The 16,111-nt window shown below is 58.0% G+C and carries 14 protein-coding genes and 1 other RNA gene; all 15 read left to right on the plus strand.

Annotated elements, in window-relative coordinates:
• Positions 1-69 precede the first annotated feature (69 nt).
• The gene (gene rsmI / locus K325_RS0103860) at positions 70-936 is read left to right on the plus strand and encodes a 16S rRNA (cytidine(1402)-2'-O)-methyltransferase (RefSeq protein WP_029652943.1); all 867 of its coding nucleotides are present in this window, start codon (positions 70-72) and stop codon (positions 934-936) included.
• A gap of 38 nt (positions 937-974) precedes the next feature.
• Positions 975-1,327: RNase P RNA component class A (gene rnpB / locus K325_RS18225), an RNA gene on the plus strand.
• 312 nt (positions 1,328-1,639) lie between these two features.
• Entirely contained in the window at positions 1,640-2,092 is a 453-nt protein-coding gene (mraZ, locus tag K325_RS0103865) for a division/cell wall cluster transcriptional repressor MraZ (RefSeq protein WP_029652944.1), read from the plus strand.
• Positions 2,089-3,048, plus strand: a complete 960-nt coding sequence (gene rsmH / locus K325_RS0103870) for a 16S rRNA (cytosine(1402)-N(4))-methyltransferase RsmH (protein ID WP_029652945.1) — start codon at positions 2,089-2,091, stop codon at positions 3,046-3,048. Before mraZ ends, rsmH begins: the two co-directional genes overlap by 4 nt.
• A gap of 26 nt (positions 3,049-3,074) precedes the next feature.
• Positions 3,075-3,479: a cell division protein FtsL gene (gene ftsL / locus K325_RS0103875; protein ID WP_029652946.1), complete on the plus strand. Its 405-nt coding sequence runs from the start codon at positions 3,075-3,077 to the stop codon at positions 3,477-3,479.
• A gap of 29 nt (positions 3,480-3,508) precedes the next feature.
• Positions 3,509-5,251, plus strand: a complete 1,743-nt coding sequence (locus K325_RS0103880) for a peptidoglycan D,D-transpeptidase FtsI family protein (RefSeq protein WP_029652947.1) — start codon at positions 3,509-3,511, stop codon at positions 5,249-5,251.
• Between the two features lie 2 nt (positions 5,252-5,253).
• Positions 5,254-6,738: a UDP-N-acetylmuramoyl-L-alanyl-D-glutamate--2,6-diaminopimelate ligase gene (locus tag K325_RS0103885; RefSeq protein ID WP_029652948.1), complete on the plus strand. Its 1,485-nt coding sequence runs from the start codon at positions 5,254-5,256 to the stop codon at positions 6,736-6,738.
• The gene (locus K325_RS0103890; protein WP_029652949.1) at positions 6,735-8,132 is read left to right on the plus strand and encodes a UDP-N-acetylmuramoyl-tripeptide--D-alanyl-D-alanine ligase; all 1,398 of its coding nucleotides are present in this window, start codon (positions 6,735-6,737) and stop codon (positions 8,130-8,132) included. Before K325_RS0103885 ends, K325_RS0103890 begins: the two co-directional genes overlap by 4 nt.
• Positions 8,117-9,202 carry a phospho-N-acetylmuramoyl-pentapeptide-transferase gene (mraY, locus tag K325_RS0103895; RefSeq protein WP_029652950.1) on the plus strand — a complete coding sequence of 362 codons (1,086 nt, stop codon included), beginning with the start codon at positions 8,117-8,119 and terminating at the stop codon, positions 9,200-9,202. The genes K325_RS0103890 and mraY overlap by 16 nt, the downstream gene beginning before the upstream one ends.
• A 15-nt stretch (positions 9,203-9,217) precedes the next feature.
• Positions 9,218-10,558, plus strand: a complete 1,341-nt coding sequence (gene murD, locus K325_RS0103900; RefSeq protein ID WP_029652951.1) for a UDP-N-acetylmuramoyl-L-alanine--D-glutamate ligase — start codon at positions 9,218-9,220, stop codon at positions 10,556-10,558.
• A complete protein-coding gene (ftsW, locus tag K325_RS0103905; RefSeq protein WP_029652952.1) occupies positions 10,558-11,757 on the plus strand; it encodes a putative lipid II flippase FtsW in 1,200 nt (399 codons plus the stop codon). Before murD ends, ftsW begins: the two co-directional genes overlap by 1 nt.
• The gene (murG, locus tag K325_RS0103910; RefSeq protein WP_029652953.1) at positions 11,750-12,841 is read left to right on the plus strand and encodes an undecaprenyldiphospho-muramoylpentapeptide beta-N-acetylglucosaminyltransferase; all 1,092 of its coding nucleotides are present in this window, start codon (positions 11,750-11,752) and stop codon (positions 12,839-12,841) included. The genes ftsW and murG overlap by 8 nt, the downstream gene beginning before the upstream one ends.
• The gene (gene murC / locus K325_RS0103915; protein ID WP_029652954.1) at positions 12,834-14,279 is read left to right on the plus strand and encodes a UDP-N-acetylmuramate--L-alanine ligase; all 1,446 of its coding nucleotides are present in this window, start codon (positions 12,834-12,836) and stop codon (positions 14,277-14,279) included. The genes murG and murC overlap by 8 nt, the downstream gene beginning before the upstream one ends.
• Complete coding sequence (locus K325_RS0103920) at positions 14,272-15,249, plus strand: D-alanine--D-alanine ligase (protein ID WP_029652955.1); 978 nt, start codon at positions 14,272-14,274, stop codon at positions 15,247-15,249. Before murC ends, K325_RS0103920 begins: the two co-directional genes overlap by 8 nt.
• The gene (locus tag K325_RS0103925; protein WP_029652956.1) at positions 15,242-16,081 is read left to right on the plus strand and encodes a cell division protein FtsQ/DivIB; all 840 of its coding nucleotides are present in this window, start codon (positions 15,242-15,244) and stop codon (positions 16,079-16,081) included. Before K325_RS0103920 ends, K325_RS0103925 begins: the two co-directional genes overlap by 8 nt.
• Positions 16,082-16,111: the final 30 nt, after the last annotated feature.

Genomic DNA, 16,111 nt, shown 5'->3' on the forward strand with positions numbered 1-16,111 from the left:
TATTTCACATGACGGGACGGTCATGGCGGGGAAATACCGGTATGGTGATTCAACTCAGTGGGGATATCTATGTCCAGTTCAGCAGCCGGCGGTGCCGGTGGTCGTCTTTCGATTGTTGCCACCCCCATTGGGAATCTGGCGGATCTCTCGGACCGTGCCAGGAAGGTGCTGGCGTCGGCAGACCTGATTGCGGCGGAAGATACCCGTCACAGCTCGAGGTTGCTGCAGCACCTTGGAATCAGTAAACCGCTGTTGGCGCTGCATGATCACAACGAGAGAGACCGGGTGGGGCGAATTCTGTCTGCACTTGAGGAGGGGAGTCATGTGGCACTGGTTTCCGATGCCGGTACTCCGCTGATATCTGATCCGGGATACATTGTGGTTCGGGAGGCCCGCAAAGCCGGGTACGCGGTTTCGCCCATTCCAGGGCCCTGTGCGCTGGTTGCTGCGTTGTCTGCGGCTGGTTTGCCAACCGACCGTTTCCTGTTTGCGGGTTTTCTGCCTGCGAAGCGGTCTGGCCGGCGTTCTGCTCTTGCCGAGCTTGCCGGGCAAAGTGCCACGCTGGTTTTTTACGAATCCCCACATCGCATACTGGACCTGATGCAGGATGTGGTGGACGAGCTGGGCGGTGATCGTGAGTGTGTTCTGGGGCGGGAGTTGACCAAGGCGTTTGAGACTTTCTATGGTGGCTCGGCCGACTCAGTGCTCGCGGAGCTTCAGGCAGACCCTAATGGCACCCGGGGTGAGTTTGTGGTGGTTGTGAAAGGTGCGCCCGCTGTCGTGGATGGTCAGGCAATCGGGCTCGATTCGGACAAGCTCTTGCAGCTGCTTGTGGCCGAATTGCCCGTTAAGAAAGCGGCTAAAATTGTTGCGGAGGTCAGCGGCCTTGGAAAGAATGAACTGTATCAGCGGGCTCTGCAGTTTAAAGGTGATTAACTCTTGCATGCCCGCCCGCACGCGAGTATTGTCAGCGCCGAGCTCGCCAGACAGTCGCCGCCGGTTTTGCGCCGGGGGAGGAAAGTCCGGGCTCCGCAGGGCAAGGTGCCAGGTAACGCCTGGGCGGCGTGAGCCGACGGAAAGTGCAGCAGAAAGTAAACCGCCTAAGCGCCTCAGGGCGCCGGTAAGGGTGAAATGGTGCGGTAAGAGCGCACCGCGTGACTGGCAACAGTTCACGGCGATGGTAAACCCCACCTGGAGCAAGACCAAATAGGAATCCAATGGCGTGGCCCGCGCTGGATTCGGGTAGGTTGCTTGAGGCCTGTGGTGACACAGGCCCTAGATGAATGACTGTCCACGACAGAACCCGGCTTACCGGCGAGCTCTCCTCTTTTCTCTCTCGCAACAGGGTGACTTCTTCACCCTTCTCATAAGTCATCCTTTATAGCCAAAAAATCTTAAACCTGAAGTTGGCTGTTTAAAGGCGTCTGCAGGTACTTGTTTTTTATCCTTTTCTTTACGGCTTTTTAACGCTTTTGCCGGATTCTGCTTTGTAACCTCTTGTCATTAAAGGAACTTTCCTGAACGTGGTGTGTGTCGCGGCGCTTGCATTGTTATTTGTGTGTTTCTATAGTGTGCGAAAGTGGGAAAAAGTGGATTCTGGTGGTTTTTTGTGGAAACAGTGGCCTTGGATTCGGCATAAATGAGCAATTTTCTTGGCAGTCATGCCATCAATATGGATGCAAAGGGACGCTTGGCGATCCCGGCAAAGCTGCGCGAGGAACTCGCGCAGCTTTGTGGTGGCCGTATTGTTCTGACTGCCAACGCCGATGAAGAACGCTGCCTGCTGCTGTATCCGGAACCAGAGTGGGAGGTGCTGCGCCCCAAGATTGAGGCGCTTCCGAACATGAACAAAGCTGCGCGTCGCTTGCAGCGCCTGATCCTTGGTAATGCTGCTCAGATGGAGCTGGATTCCGCTGGCAGGATTCTGGTTCCGCCCACCTTGAGAAGTTTTGCTCATCTGGAGAAAAAGCTGATGTTGATTGGGCAGGGCAAAAAGCTGGAGCTCTGGAGTGAGGAGCGCTGGTTTGCCTGGCTGGATGAATCTGTGGATGACGACGATATGCCCCCTGAAATGGAGGCGCTGTCGCTATGACCGACAGGGCCCGTGATACGAGCGCTCAGGCGTTCCAGCATCGCTCTGTCCTGCTGGATTCGGCCGTTGAATTTCTGGTGACAGAGCCTGGTGGCTGCTATGTGGATGCCACGTTTGGTCGCGGTGGACACAGTCGTCTGATTCTGGGGCAGCTTGACCAGGCTGGGCAGCTTCTGGGAATTGATAAGGACCCGGAGGCCATCGAGGTTGCGCAGGCATTGGCCGCTGGGGACTCGCGTTTCTGTTGGTATCACGGATCCTTTGCTGAGTTGGGCCAGGCACTGGAGCGCCAGGCGTGGCCTCAGGTCGCGGGAGTTCTGATGGATCTTGGGGTGTCTTCCCCTCAGTTGGATGACGCGTCTCGTGGATTTTCCTTTCTGCGTGATGGCCCTTTGGATATGCGTATGAATCCCGGGCAGGAGCCGAGTGCAGCTCAGTGGCTGGCGACGGCTGACGAGCGTGACATCGCAGATGTGATCTGGCGGTACGGTGAGGAGCGTTTTTCTCGCCGTATTGCGCGGCTGGTGGTTGCTCGTCGGCAAGAGCAGCCCATTGAAACAACGCGCCAGCTGGCCGAATTGGTGGCAGAAGCTGTGCCCAAAAAAGAGAAGCACAAGCATCCTGCAACCCGGACGTTTCAGGCCATTCGGATTTTTATCAATCGTGAGCTTGAAGATCTGGAGGCTGGTCTTGAGGCGGCGGTTAAAAGCCTGGCTCCTGGCGGCCGTTTAGTCGTGATCAGCTTTCACTCGCTGGAGGATCGGCTGGTCAAGCGATTCATGCGCGATCTCGCCCGTGGCCCAAAGTTGCCGAAAGGTATACCGGTCACGGCAGAGCAGGAAGAGTCAGGGTTTCGGTTGATTGGAAAGGCCAGTAAAGCCAACGAGCAGGAAATTATGGAGAACGTTCGGGCCCGCAGCGCCGTTATGCGAGTTCTGGAGCGAAAAGCGAATTAAATGGATACGCAGGGGAGCGCGACGCCATGGGTGCGGTAGCGATTGAACAACCGATTAAAACGAGCAGGATCAGTCGGCAGAAGGTGCGTGACGGAGTGGCGACGGCTGTGCGGCTGTCGCGACAGGTCTTTGATGCCACGCGGGAAGCGCGGGTTCTGGTCACGCTGATGCTGGTTGCAGTGCTGACACTCTCGTCTATCGGAGTGGTTGTCAGTGCCCACGAAAATCGGGAGTTGTTCAACACACTGTCCGGTTTGCAGGAGCAGCGCGACGCGTATCAGCGTGAGTGGAGCCAGCTTTTGCTGGAACAGAGTGCCCTGAGTGCGCATGGGCGGGTCGAAAAATTGGCCGCGGACCGTTTCAGCATGGTGGTGCCCGGGCGGCAGGACATTGTGCTTGTGCCGCTGATGTCTCCGATTGCAAGCCATTAAAACCTACAAATGACTCCGGAGTGACTGAAGTGTCCGGTCAGGGAACGCAGGCAAACAGCTGGAACCAGCGCTTGGCGGCGGGCTTGAAAGCCTGGCGTTTCGGTTCGGTGCTGGGCGTTTTTCTGCTGGTCATGCTGGGTATTGCCTGGCGTCTGGTTGACCTCCATGTGGTTGACAATGATTTCCTCAGAAAACAGGGGGATGTGCGCACTATTCGGGTGGAGTCGATTGACGCCCATCGTGGCGTTGTGACGGATCGGCACGGCGAGCCACTGGCTGTCAGTACGCCCGTCCAGACAGTGTGGGCAAATCCTTCTGAAACCGATCCGGAAGATCCTCAGTTGGCCTCTCTGGCGAGAATCCTGGGGTTGTCTGAGGGCAAGTTGCGAGAGCGGTTGCGTCAGTACTCCGGGCGCGAGTTCATCTACCTGCGTCGAAAAATCCAGCCGTCGATGGCGCGGGAGGCTTTGGCATTGGGTATTGGTGGAATCTACGCCCGGCAGGAGTATCGCCGGTATTACCCTGCAGGTGAAGTAACCGCTCACGTGGTCGGCTTTACGGATATTGACGAGCAGGGGCAGGAAGGAATAGAGCTGGCTTACAACAAATGGTTGACCGGTGAGCCCGGGCAGAAGCGGGTTCTGAAGGACAACCGTGGGCGCATCATTAAGGATTTGATGCTGATCCGGGACGCCCGTCCCGGAAAAGATCTGGAGTTGAGTATTGATCTCCGCCTGCAGTATCTGGCCTATCGGGAACTGAAAGCGGTTGTCAGTGCCCACAAAGCTCGCGGCGGCACGCTCGTTATGCTGGATGTTGACAGCGGTGAGGTGCTGGCGATGGTCAATCAGGGTTCCTACAACCCCAACGACCGGTCGCAACTGGCGGCAGAAAACCTGCGTAACAAGGCGATCACGGATCTGTTTGAGCCGGGGTCGACTATCAAACCGTTGACGATCGCCGCAGCGCTTGAGTCTGGCGAGTATCAGGTGACCAGTACGGTGGATACTTCGCCGGGCTACCGGAGGTTCGGTCGCTTTACCATCCGGGACTACAGAAACTATGGCGTTCTCGATTTGAAACAAATCATCGTCAAATCCAGCAACGTGGGCGTTAGCAAAATTGCGACTGACCTCGGGGGCGACAAGCTGAGAAGCCTGTTTGCGCGCCTGGGACTGGGGCAGGCAACGGGGATAGGGTTTCCGGGGGAGGCGGTGGGCGTCTTGCCAGCACCACCAAAATGGCGGCCGGTTGAAGAGTCGACCCTCTCATACGGCTATGGTTTGAGCGTCAACGCATTGCAGTTGGCTCAGGCCTATATGGTGGTTGCTAATGGCGGCGTCCGTTATCCGCTCAGTCTGATGAAGCAGGAGCAGAAACCTCAGGGGCAGCGGGTGCTGTCGGAACAGATCACCCAGTCGGTCCGGGAGATGCTCAAGCAGGCTGTAGCCCGAGGGACAGGAAAGCGTGCTCAGCCAGGGCTTTATGCGGCCGGAGGGAAAACCGGGACGGTTCACCTGGTGGGTGCCCGAGGGTATGAAGACAGTCAATACAAGGCAATTTTTGCCGGAATGGCTCCTATTGATGACCCAAGAATTGTGACTGTCGTGGCCGTGGATGCGCCGCAAGCTGGTGAGTACTACGGGGGCGAAGTTGCAGCCCCGGTATTTGCCAGGGTGATGGGAGACGCACTGCGACTGCTGAATGTGAAGCCAGAGCTGGAAGTCAGCGGCGCTCAGCTTCCGAAGGCAGCCTCTGGAGGGAGAGGGTAATCATGTGCATCACATCTATCAGCACATTGCTTCAGGGCATCCGGGATGTGCCGTCGGTCTTTGATGTCACCATTCATGGCCTGCAAACGGACAGTCGAAAAGTTCGCTCGGGCGACGCGTTTATCGCGTTGCCCGGCGCCCAGACACCGGCTGATCACTACGTAGATCAGGCTATCCAGGCCGGAGCTACCGCCGTGTTGCTTGATTCGACAGAGGAGCAGGCATGCCACGAACGGCACGGGGCATTGATTGTCCCGGTGGTTGGCTTGCGTCATCGTCTTGGGCGAATCGCGGATCGTTTTTTTGAACACCCCTCGCGTCACCTCCGGGTAATCGGTGTGACGGGCACCAATGGCAAGACTTCCGTGACCGAATACATTGCGCAATTGCTGCGCGAGACCGGGACGCCTTGCGGCGTACTCGGAACTCTGGGGTACGGTATGCCCGGCAGTATGGAGCTGGCCAGTCATACCACGCCTGACGTGGTGCAGGTGAATCGCGTGATGAACCGGATCCGGAACAACGGCGGCCGGGCCGCGGTGATGGAAGTGTCATCTCACGCTCTTGATCAGGGGCGCGTCGATAATCTGGATATGACTGGCGCAGTGTTTACCAACCTGACTCGGGACCATCTGGATTACCACGGTTCCATGCAAGCCTATGGAGAAGCGAAAACACGGCTGTTCCTTCGAGAGGAGCTTCACTTCTCTGTGATCAACTTTGATGATCCCTTTGGCCGCCAGTTGTATGGCCAGCTCGAGGGACAGTGTGACCGGGTTCGTTTCAGTCTGCACGAATCCCAGGTGGAGTTGTGGCTGAAAGCGTTCACACCAACGGTTTCCGGCTTTCGGGCAAGAGTGGATGGCCAGTGGGGGGAGTTTGATCTGAATGTCCCCTTGTTGGGTAGTTTTAATGTCAGCAACGTTCTGGCCGCCATGGCAACGGTACTGACACTTGGGGTTCCCGTTGATCGGGCTGTAGAAGTGGCGGGGCAACTGGTTCCGCCGCCGGGGCGTCTGGAGCGATTTACAGGGGGGCAGGGTAAGCACGTGATCGTGGACTATGCCCATACACCGGATGCTCTGGCTAACGCGCTGGAGGCCATACGCCCCCATGCCCGGGGTAAGTTGATCTGTGTGTTTGGTTGTGGTGGGGACCGCGACCCTGGCAAACGACCGGAAATGGCGAAGGAAGCGGAGCTGCGAGCGGATTACGTGATCGTAACCGACGATAACCCGCGAACCGAAAAGCCTGAACAAATTGTCAGCGACATTTCCGCCGGATTCACTCAGGCTGGCGCCTGGAAAGTGATTCATGACCGTGCCCAGGCAATAGCTGAGGCGGTTGCCATGGCGAATGAGGATGATCTGGTACTGATCGCCGGCAAAGGGCATGAATCGTATCAGGAGGTCAAAGGACAAAGGCTGCCGTTTAGCGATGCCGAACAGGTGCGTCACCTGTTGAACCTGAATGGAGGTGTGGCATGATGCGCGCCTTTTCGCTGGCAGAAGCCTCTCGGTGGCTGGGTGCCCGATTGGCTGGCCTCGCGGCGAATGCCTGTGATCTCTGTTTTGAAGGCGTTTCGACGGACACCCGATCCGTTGCGGAAGGGCAGCTGTTTGTGGCGTTGCGTGGAGATCATTTCGACGGCCACCGGTTTCTGGCGCAGGCCCTGGCTCAGGGGGCGGTTGCTGCGGTTGTTGATACCGAAATGCCGGATGTTGCCATTCCTCAGTTGGTTGTAACGGACACCGTGCAGGCGCTGGCGGAGCTGGCCAGCGGTAATCGTTGCGACAGCCAGGCCGAGCTGGTTGCTATCACCGGGAGCAGCGGCAAGACCACCGTTCGGGAAATGACCGGTGCCATCCTGGCCGGGATGGGGCCGACGTTAACGACAGAAGGCAATCTCAACAATCATATTGGTGTTCCTCTGACGCTGTTTCGACTGTCGCCGGAGCATGAATATGGGGCCGTTGAGCTGGGAGCCAGCGGTCTGGGGGAGATTGCGCATACGGTCGCCATCGTTCAGCCACGAGTTGCCATTCTGACGAATGCGGGACAGGCCCACCTTGAGGGTTTTGGCAGTTATCAGAATATCGTGCAAGCCAAGGGCGAGATTATTGATGGCGTTGTGCCTGAAGGGACGGTTGTCCTGAACCGGGATGACCCTGCTTTTGAGCAATGGCGTGCCCGTGCCGGTGAGCGCAACGTGGTGAGTGTGTCCCGGGCCGGGGATCGGGATGCCGATTACCGGGCCGAGAATATCGTCGCACGGAACCAGAGCTTCGAATTCGACGTGGTGGGGCCAGAGAACTGGCGTTGCCCATTGACGCTGGGGCTTCCGGGAGAGCACAACGTGACGAACGCACTTCTGGCCCTGGCTGCCAGCAGAGCGCTGGGTGCGACCCGGCAGCAGGTTCAGGTCGGGCTCCGGCAGGTGCAGGCGGTCAAGGGGCGTTTGCAGGTACTGACACCGGTAGCTGGCCTGACTCTGATTGATGACAGCTACAACGCCAATCCGGCTTCCATGATGGCGGCTCTGGATGTTCTGGCGACTTACCCGTCGCCGCGGGTCGCAGTCCTAGGTGCGATGGCGGAGCTGGGAAAGAATGCCGGGGAGTTGCACCGGCAAGTCGGTGATCATGCCCGCGTTCTCGGGATAGAGAGCGTCTTGGTGGTTGGCGCTGGCGGCGAAGGTTACGCCGTAGGGTTTGGTGATGAAACGGAGTTTCTCCAGACTCATGAGCAGGCAGTGGATGCCATTATGAATTGCCGGAACGGTGCTATGACGGTGCTGGTGAAAGGTTCTCGAAGTTCTGCCATGGATCGCGTGGTGGAGGGGATACAGAAAAAGGTGAAAAACACATGCTGCTCTGGCTGACAGAGATACTATCGCAATACTTTACATCGCTGACGGTGTTCCAGTATCTGACCCTCAGGGCGATTCTGGGCATCCTGACAGCATTGCTGATCTCTCTGCTGATCGGCCCGCTTATGATTCGAAAGCTGAGCCAGTACCAGATTGGACAAGCCGTCCGTGATGATGGCCCCCAAACCCATCTGAGTAAGGCTGGAACGCCTACCATGGGCGGGGCGCTGATTCTGGTGGCCATTGCCGTTTCGACGCTGTTGTGGGCGGATTTGAGCAATCGCTATGTCTGGGTCGTATTGCTCGTCACTCTGTTGTTCGGGGCGATAGGCTGGGTAGATGATTATCGGAAGGTGGTTGAGCGGAACCCGAGAGGGTTGCCGGCCCGCTGGAAATACTTCTGGCAGTCGGTTATTGGTGCAACCGCGGCCGTCGTGCTCTATTTCACCGCATCGTTGCCCCAGGAAACGTCGCTTTATCTGCCGTTCCTGAAAAATGTGTCGCTGACGCTCGGGCCGATTCTGTTCATCTTGCTGACCTATTTCGTGATCGTCGGTAGCAGTAATGCGGTGAATCTGACGGACGGTCTTGACGGCCTGGCCATCATGCCGACGGTGATGGTGGCTGGAGCGCTGGCAATCTTTGCATACCTTTCTGGCCACGCCCAGTTTGCCAATTACCTGCTGATTCCGCATCTGCCGGGAACCGGAGAGCTCATTATCTTCTGTGGAGCCTTGGTGGGTGCGGGTCTTGGCTTTCTTTGGTTCAACACGTATCCGGCCCAGGTCTTCATGGGTGACGTTGGTGCGCTTGCGCTGGGTGCTGCTCTGGGAACGGTGGCGGTGATCGTACGCCAGGAAATCGTGTTGTTCATCATGGGTGGGGTCTTTGTGATGGAGACCATCTCGGTGATTCTTCAGGTTGCCTCGTTCCGGCTCACGGGCCGGCGCATTTTCCGGATGGCTCCATTGCATCACCATTTTGAGCTGAAAGGGTGGCCGGAGCCGAGAGTGATTGTCCGGTTCTGGGTAGTAACAGTTGTGCTGGTTCTGATCGGACTGGCCAGTCTGAAAATTCGATAGGGCGTTATAACGGCTATGAGTGTCATTGTTTCGGATCGTCGCACGTTGATCGTAGGGCTCGGTAAAACCGGGCTTTCCTGCGTGCGCTACCTGTCCGGGCAGGGGCGAGACATAGCGGTAGCGGATAGTCGCCCTCAGCCTCCGGGGCTGGATGAGTTAAAAGCCGGCTGGCCTGAGGTCCCCGTCTATCTCGGCGCTTTTGATGAGGCGTTGTTTGCCGGTTTCAATGAGCTGGTGGTCAGCCCGGGGATCAGTATCGCGGAGCCGGCAATCGCCGGTGCGGCGGCAAGGGGTGCCCGCATTCGGGGTGATATCGACCTTTTTGCAGACGCCGCCGAAGCACCGATTATTGCCATCACAGGCTCTAATGGAAAAACCACGGTCACCACTCTGGTTGGGGAGATGGCGCAAGCGGCAGGTCGTGAGGTACGGGTGGGCGGTAACATTGGGACCCCGGCTCTGGATCTTCTGGACCCCGCCGCCGAGCTTTACGTGCTGGAACTTTCCAGTTTTCAGCTTGAGACCACGGAATCCTTGGGTGCACTGGCTGCAACGGTGCTGAATGTCAGTGACGACCACATGGATCGCTACCCGGACAAAATGGCCTATTTCCAGGCGAAACAGCGGATCTATCGGGGCTGCCGCACGGTCGTAGTGAATCTTGATGATGCGCTCAGTACACCTATGGCGAGGGAAAATCAGCGTTTTCTCTGCTTTGGGTTCAATCGGGTAAACCCGGATACATTAAGCACCCGGGATGATGATGAAGGCACCTGGATTACCTGGGGGTTGGATAATCTGTGTCTGACCCGCGAGTTCCAACTGATTGGCCGCCATAACATCAGCAATGTGATGGCGGCGTTGGCCCTTGGCCTGGCGGCTGATTTGCCTCTGGAGCCCATGCTGAAAGTGGCCAGGGCATTTCGTGGTCTGCCTCATCGGTGCGAGTTCGTTCGTTCTCTGGATGGTGTGGATTATGTGAATGACTCCAAAGGCACCAATGTCGGCGCCACGGTGGCGGCGATCGAGAGCCTGCGGCCGGATTCCGGAAAGGTCATCCTGATCGCGGGCGGCGAGGGAAAAGGCGCGGATTTCACACCTCTCGCGGAGCCGGTAGCGGCCTGTTGCCGGGCCGTGGTCCTGATGGGGCGTGATGCTGAACGCATGGCTTCCGCTTTAGGTACGTCCGTAGAGCAACAGGTTGTGGCGTCGTTGGCGCAGGCTGTCAGCGCAGCTCGTGCCTATGCCCGGCCCGGCGACAGAGTGTTGCTGTCTCCGGCCTGCGCCAGTTTCGATATGTTCCGGGATTACAATGATCGCGGTGACCAGTTCCGTACTCTGGTGGAGGGCATGTGATGCAGGCAGGTGTCAGCATTCCTCCGTATCAGGGGCTTGCCGGTGAACTCCAGCCTCTGCCGGTACTGATCATTACTTCGGTCGCTTTGCTTGTCACCGGCATGGTGATGATCTCGTCGGCGTCGATGGATATGGCTGCAGCCACGCTGGGTAACAGCTATCACTATGTGATTCGCCAGATCATCTTTGCCTCCCTTGGCTGCGCTATGGCGCTTATTGCCGTCAATGTGCCGGTGTCTTGGTGGGAACGAAGCGGCTGGCTGCTGCTGGGCCTTGGTTTGCTGGTGCTGGTACTGGTACTGACGCCGCTCGGGCGGACGGTGAACGGTTCCACCCGCTGGATTCCGATGGGGCTGTTCAATGTTCAGGTATCCGAAGTCGCCAAGCTTTGTCTGATCGCCTACCTGGCCGGCTATGTCGTTCGCAGGCGGGAAGAGTTGCTTCACACCTGGCCGGGTTTTCTCAAGCCGCTGGTGGTGCTGGGCGTGGCATCTATGTTGTTGGTGATTCAGCCCGATTTCGGAGCCACCGTGGTTCTGGTCACCGCAGCTGCCGGTATGATTTTTCTAAGCGGAGTCCGGCTTACCCGGTTTATGCCTCTGATTGGCATATTGGCGGTGTTGGGCACGGTTCTGGTCGTGACTCAGCCCTACCGGCTCAAACGGGTTGTCAGTTACCTGGACCCCTGGAAAGACCAGTTCGACAGTGGTTACCAGCTTACTCAATCCCTGATTGCGTTCGGGCGTGGTGAGTGGGTGGGCGTTGGTCTGGGCAACTCGGTGCAGAAACTGTTTTTCTTGCCGGAGGCCCATACTGATTTCATCTTTGCCATCATCGCCGAGGAATTTGGTTTGCTCGGCGCGCTCGTGGTGCTGGCTCTGTTCACTGCGCTGGTGGTCAGTGGCCTGGTGATCGCAAGGCGGGCCGAAAAGGCGGGTATGCCGTTTGGCGCCTGTTTCAGTTATGGCATTACGCTTCTGACAGGCCTTCAAGCCGGAATCAACATGGCTGTCAGTACGGGGCTTTTGCCGACCAAGGGGCTGACGTTGCCATTGGTGAGTTATGGCGGGTCCAGCCTGATGATTACCTGTATCGGCATTGGTGTCCTGGCCCGGGTGGAGCTGGAACGACAGGACAAGGCGCGCGTTGCGTCGGAAACTGGCGTCAGGCAGAGCAAAGGGGGAGCGGTTTATGACTAACACGCCACGTCGTCGCTTCCTGATGATGGCCGGAGGTACCGGGGGCCACGTCTTTCCTGCTCTGGCAACGGCAAGGGCCCTGCAGCAGCAGGGGCATGAAGTGTTCTGGCTCGGTGCCGCTGGCGGTATGGAAGAGCGTTTGATCGGAGCTACGGATATTCCTTTGTCGCTTATTCACATCTCCGGCTTGCGAGGCAAAGGAAAGCTGGCCTTGTTGTTGGCGCCGTTCCGCCTGATGCGGGCCCTGGGTGAGGCTTATACGCACCTGAGGCGAATCAGGCCCGACTGCGTTGTCGGCATGGGTGGTTTCGTGACGGGGCCGGGAGGGGTTGCGGCATGGCTGATGCGTAAACCGCTGGTTATCCATGAGCAGAATGCTGTGGCTGGTATGACCAACAGGTGGCTAACCCGCTTTTCGAAAACAGTACTGGAAGCTTTTCCGGGCAGTTTTGGTGCTCAGACTATTACCCGTTGCACCGGTAACCCTGTGCGGGGTGAGGTAGCCGGGATGGATGCTCCTGAGCGGAGGCTTGCGAACCGAAGCGGCAAGGTCCGGGTTTTGGTGGTTGGCGGGAGCCTTGGGGCTCAGGTCTTCAATCAACAGATCCCGGAGGCGCTTTCCCTGATGGATGAAGAGACTCGTCCTGAAGTCCGGCACCAGTGTGGAGAGCGTAATCTGGAAGACGCCCGGTCTGCCTATGCGTCTGCCGGAGTGAAGGCGAGTGTGGAGCCTTTTATTCAGGACATGGCAGAAGCCTATGGGTGGGCGGATCTGGTGATCTGCCGAGCTGGTGCGCTGACGGTTTCGGAGCTTTGTGCGGCAGGTGTGGGTGCGGTTCTGGTTCCGTTTCCCCATGCGGTTGACGATCACCAGACCCGGAATGGCGAGCACATGGTGAACGCGGGGGCTGCCCTTCTGATCCCGCAGTCGAAAATGACACCGCAGGTTCTGGCGGAAACGCTGAATGATTTTGTGGTGAATCGTGAACGAATTCTGATGATGGCGAAGGCAGCCCGCTCGCTGGCCCGCCCCGATGCAACGGAGAGAGTCGTGAATTACTGTCTGGAGGCCGCCAATGGCTGATGCAAATAACCCGCCACTGGTGTATCAGGTGCCTGAAATGCGCCGGATCCGCAGTATCCATTTTGTCGGGATTGGTGGCGCCGGCATGAGTGGTATCGCCGAGGTTCTCAAGAATCAGGGATACGACGTGTCCGGATCGGATATTCGGGAAAGCGCGGTTACCAAACGCCTGCAGGCCATGGGGGTGCAGGTATGGATTGGCCACAGATCAGAAAATACTGAGAAAGCGGACGTGGTGGTGGTGTCGTCAGCGGTTGCCAGTGATAACCCAGAGGTTGTCTCTGCCCGTGACCGGCGGGTGCCGATTGTCCCCCGGGCAGAAATGCTGGCGGAAATCATGCGCTATCGACATGGTATTGCCGTTGCTGGTACCCACGGAAAAACCACCACGACAAGCCTGATTGCATCGGTGCTGGGTGAAGCCGGGCTCGATCCTACGTTTGTTATCGGGGGCAAGCTCAACAGCGCGGGGACCAACGCCCAGCTGGGTGGTTCGCGTTATCTGGTGGCGGAAGCCGATGAGAGTGACGCTTCGTTTTTGCACCTGACACCCGTGATCTCCGTTGTGACCAACATCGAAGCGGATCACATGGACACCTATGGTGGTGACGTTGAGAAGCTGAAGCAGACCTTTGTCGATTTTCTGCACAACCTGCCGTTTTATGGCGTTGCCGTTATGTGCGTCGACGATGCCTATGTGCGTGAGATCATTCCCCGGATATCCAGAGCCATCATTACCTATGGCATCGACAATCCGGAGGCTGACTACCGGGCCGAGGAGATCCACAGCGATGGCCTGAAAACCCGTTTTCTGGTTCGTCGTCCTGGCGGTCGGCCGGATCTCAAAGTGGAGTTGAGAATGCCGGGTCGCCACAACGTGCTCAATGCCTTGGCGACCATCGCTGTGGCTACGGATGAAGGTGTCGATGATCAGGCGATCTGTCGTGGCCTCGCCGGTTTTGCCGGAGTTGGCCGGCGCTTCCAGGTCTATGGCGAGTATCAGACTGAAAAGGCATCTGCCACGTTGGTGGATGACTATGGCCATCACCCGACGGAGGTTGAGGCCGTCATTCGGGCCGCCCGGGAGGCCTGGCCCGATCGCCGGATTGTCATGCTGTATCAGCCGCACCGATATACCCGAACCCGGGATCTATACGAGGACTTTGTCCGGGTGCTGTCGGAAGTTGATGGCCTGTTATTGATGGATGTGTATGCGGCCGGCGAACCGGCCATTCCCGGAGCAGACGGGCGGGCGCTATGTCGCAGCATCAGGCAGCGGGGCAAGGTGGAGCCGGTATTCGTTGAGGATAACCGGGAAATTGAGAGTCTATTGGCCAATGTGTTGCAAGAGGGCGATCTGCTGATCACCCAGGGTGCCGGAGATATCGGTGGCGTCGCTGCAAGACTGGCGGCAGCAGGAGTAAAAGTAAGTGAGTGATCTGACGCATACCACGGTTCAGTCCTATCAGGCACCGCCAGCGCTGGTTCGTGCTTTGGGCCGTGTTGCAGTGTTTATGGGGGGAGATTCCGCAGAGCGTGATGTGTCGCTGAACAGCGGAAAGGCGGTGGTGTCTGCCCTGCAATCGGCGGGTATTGATGCGTTTGGAATGGACATCCGTGGTTGTCTGCTGCGGACGGTAGATAAGCCGGATTTTGACCGGGTCTTCATTGCTCTGCATGGCCGGGGTGGGGAAGACGGAACACTGCAGGCGATTCTGGGGCAGGCTGGTATTCCCTACACGGGTAGTGAAGTGCTGGCGTCCGCTCTGGCGATGGATAAGTTACGCACCAAGTTTGTGTTCGAAGGCTGTGGTCTGCCCACGCCCGCGTTTCGTGCGATGACCTCCATCAACGAGGCTCAGGATATTGTTGCCGCTTTGGGCACCCCCCTGAGTGTTAAGCCAGCTCATGAAGGCTCCAGTATTGGCATTCGTAAGGTCTCCAGCGCCGGCGAGCTGGCCGAGGCCTATGAGGCTGCCGCAAAGTTGGACGATCTGGTTCTGGTTGAGCAGTGGATTGAGGGCCCGGAATTCACGGTCAGCCTGCTGCAGGACAAGGCTCTGCCTGCCATTGGCCTGAGCACTCATCACGCCTTCTACGACTACGAAGCAAAATATCTGGCTGACGATACCCGTTACCAGATCCCTTGTGGATTGGCGCCGGACGATGAGTTGCGTCTTCAGCATCTGTCGCTGGAGGCATTCCGTGTGCTGGGGTGCCGTACCTGGGGGCGCGTCGATGTGATGCAGGATCGTGAGGGCGGCTTCTGGTTACTGGAAGTGAACACGGTTCCGGGGATGACGGATCACAGTCTGGTTCCTATGGCAGCGAAAGCAGCCGGTATCAGTTTTGAAGAGCTGGTGGTTCGGATTCTCAGGGACACGCTGGCGGAGGACGTCGATGCTTGAAACGCTGCTGATCCGGGGCCGGGCGGTACCGCCCGAACCGCCGCGCCGTCGAGGGGCAACCTCTATGGGGCCGGAGCGGGACCGGTTTGGTGTGTTGAAAGCTGTATTGGCCACAGTGCCCTGGTTACAGGTGGGGCTGGGTGCGACCGTTGTACTTCTGGCGGCAATGGTGCCCTGGGGAACCGATCGATTGTTAACCGCGATGGACCAACAGATTCTGGCGGTCGATGTGCGTGGAGAATTTGTTGGTGAAAGTCAGGTTGCGTTGGAGCGGGCGGCAGGGGCCTGGATTGGCAAAAGCTACTTTGCGACCGATCTGGCAGACATAAAAGCAGAGCTTGAACGGCGGCCCTGGGTTGCCTCAGCGGCGGTGAAGCGGGTCTGGCCTGGGCGTCTGGAGATTGATATCCGGGAAAAGAAACCGCTGGCCTACTGGACCGACGGTCGGCTGGTCAGCCGGTCCGGAGAGCTGTTCTCGCCGCCGAACCCAGACGTGGCGGGCAAGTTGCCGAGGCTGGCAGGGCCGGATGAGCGGGTCCGGGATGTAATTGATATGGCCCGTTCTATGAGCGATCAACTGGTTGGCTACGGTCTGGGATTTGCCGGGTTGACGCTGGAGCAACGCGGGGCCTGGACCCTGACCCTAAGCAATGGCATTGAGGTGGTGCTGGGGCGGGATCAGGTTGCGCAGCGGTTTGAGCGATTTGTCACAGTTTATGAGAACCGTCTGGCGTCGAGAGTGGATGAGGTCAGCCGGATAGATGCCCGCTATTCGAATGGGGTAGCGGTGCAGTGGAAAGCGGATGTGGCGCAAGCCGCTCCGAAATCCTGATAACGATTAATACGAACCTGGGGTTTGGTG

This window comes from Marinobacter daepoensis DSM 16072 (genome assembly GCF_000421165.1).
Taxonomy (GTDB): Bacteria; Pseudomonadota; Gammaproteobacteria; order Pseudomonadales; family Oleiphilaceae; genus Marinobacter; species Marinobacter daepoensis.

What these genes read in the sequence shown, in the direction of transcription:
- rsmI (WP_029652943.1), top strand. Translation starts at nt 70, where the DNA reads ATGTCCAGTTCAGCAGCCGGCGGTGCCGGTGGTCGTCTTTCGATTGTT.
- mraZ (WP_029652944.1), top strand. Translation starts at nt 1,640, where the DNA reads ATGAGCAATTTTCTTGGCAGTCATGCCATCAATATGGATGCAAAGGGA.
- rsmH (WP_029652945.1), top strand. Translation starts at nt 2,089, where the DNA reads ATGACCGACAGGGCCCGTGATACGAGCGCTCAGGCGTTCCAGCATCGC.
- ftsL (WP_029652946.1), top strand. Translation starts at nt 3,075, where the DNA reads ATGGGTGCGGTAGCGATTGAACAACCGATTAAAACGAGCAGGATCAGT.
- K325_RS0103885 (WP_029652948.1), top strand. Translation starts at nt 5,254, where the DNA reads ATGTGCATCACATCTATCAGCACATTGCTTCAGGGCATCCGGGATGTG.
- K325_RS0103890 (WP_029652949.1), top strand. Translation starts at nt 6,735, where the DNA reads ATGATGCGCGCCTTTTCGCTGGCAGAAGCCTCTCGGTGGCTGGGTGCC.
- mraY (WP_029652950.1), top strand. Translation starts at nt 8,117, where the DNA reads ATGCTGCTCTGGCTGACAGAGATACTATCGCAATACTTTACATCGCTG.
- murD (WP_029652951.1), top strand. Translation starts at nt 9,218, where the DNA reads ATGAGTGTCATTGTTTCGGATCGTCGCACGTTGATCGTAGGGCTCGGT.
- ftsW (WP_029652952.1), top strand. Translation starts at nt 10,558, where the DNA reads ATGCAGGCAGGTGTCAGCATTCCTCCGTATCAGGGGCTTGCCGGTGAA.
- murG (WP_029652953.1), top strand. Translation starts at nt 11,750, where the DNA reads ATGACTAACACGCCACGTCGTCGCTTCCTGATGATGGCCGGAGGTACC.
- murC (WP_029652954.1), top strand. Translation starts at nt 12,834, where the DNA reads ATGGCTGATGCAAATAACCCGCCACTGGTGTATCAGGTGCCTGAAATG.
- K325_RS0103925 (WP_029652956.1), top strand. Translation starts at nt 15,242, where the DNA reads ATGCTTGAAACGCTGCTGATCCGGGGCCGGGCGGTACCGCCCGAACCG.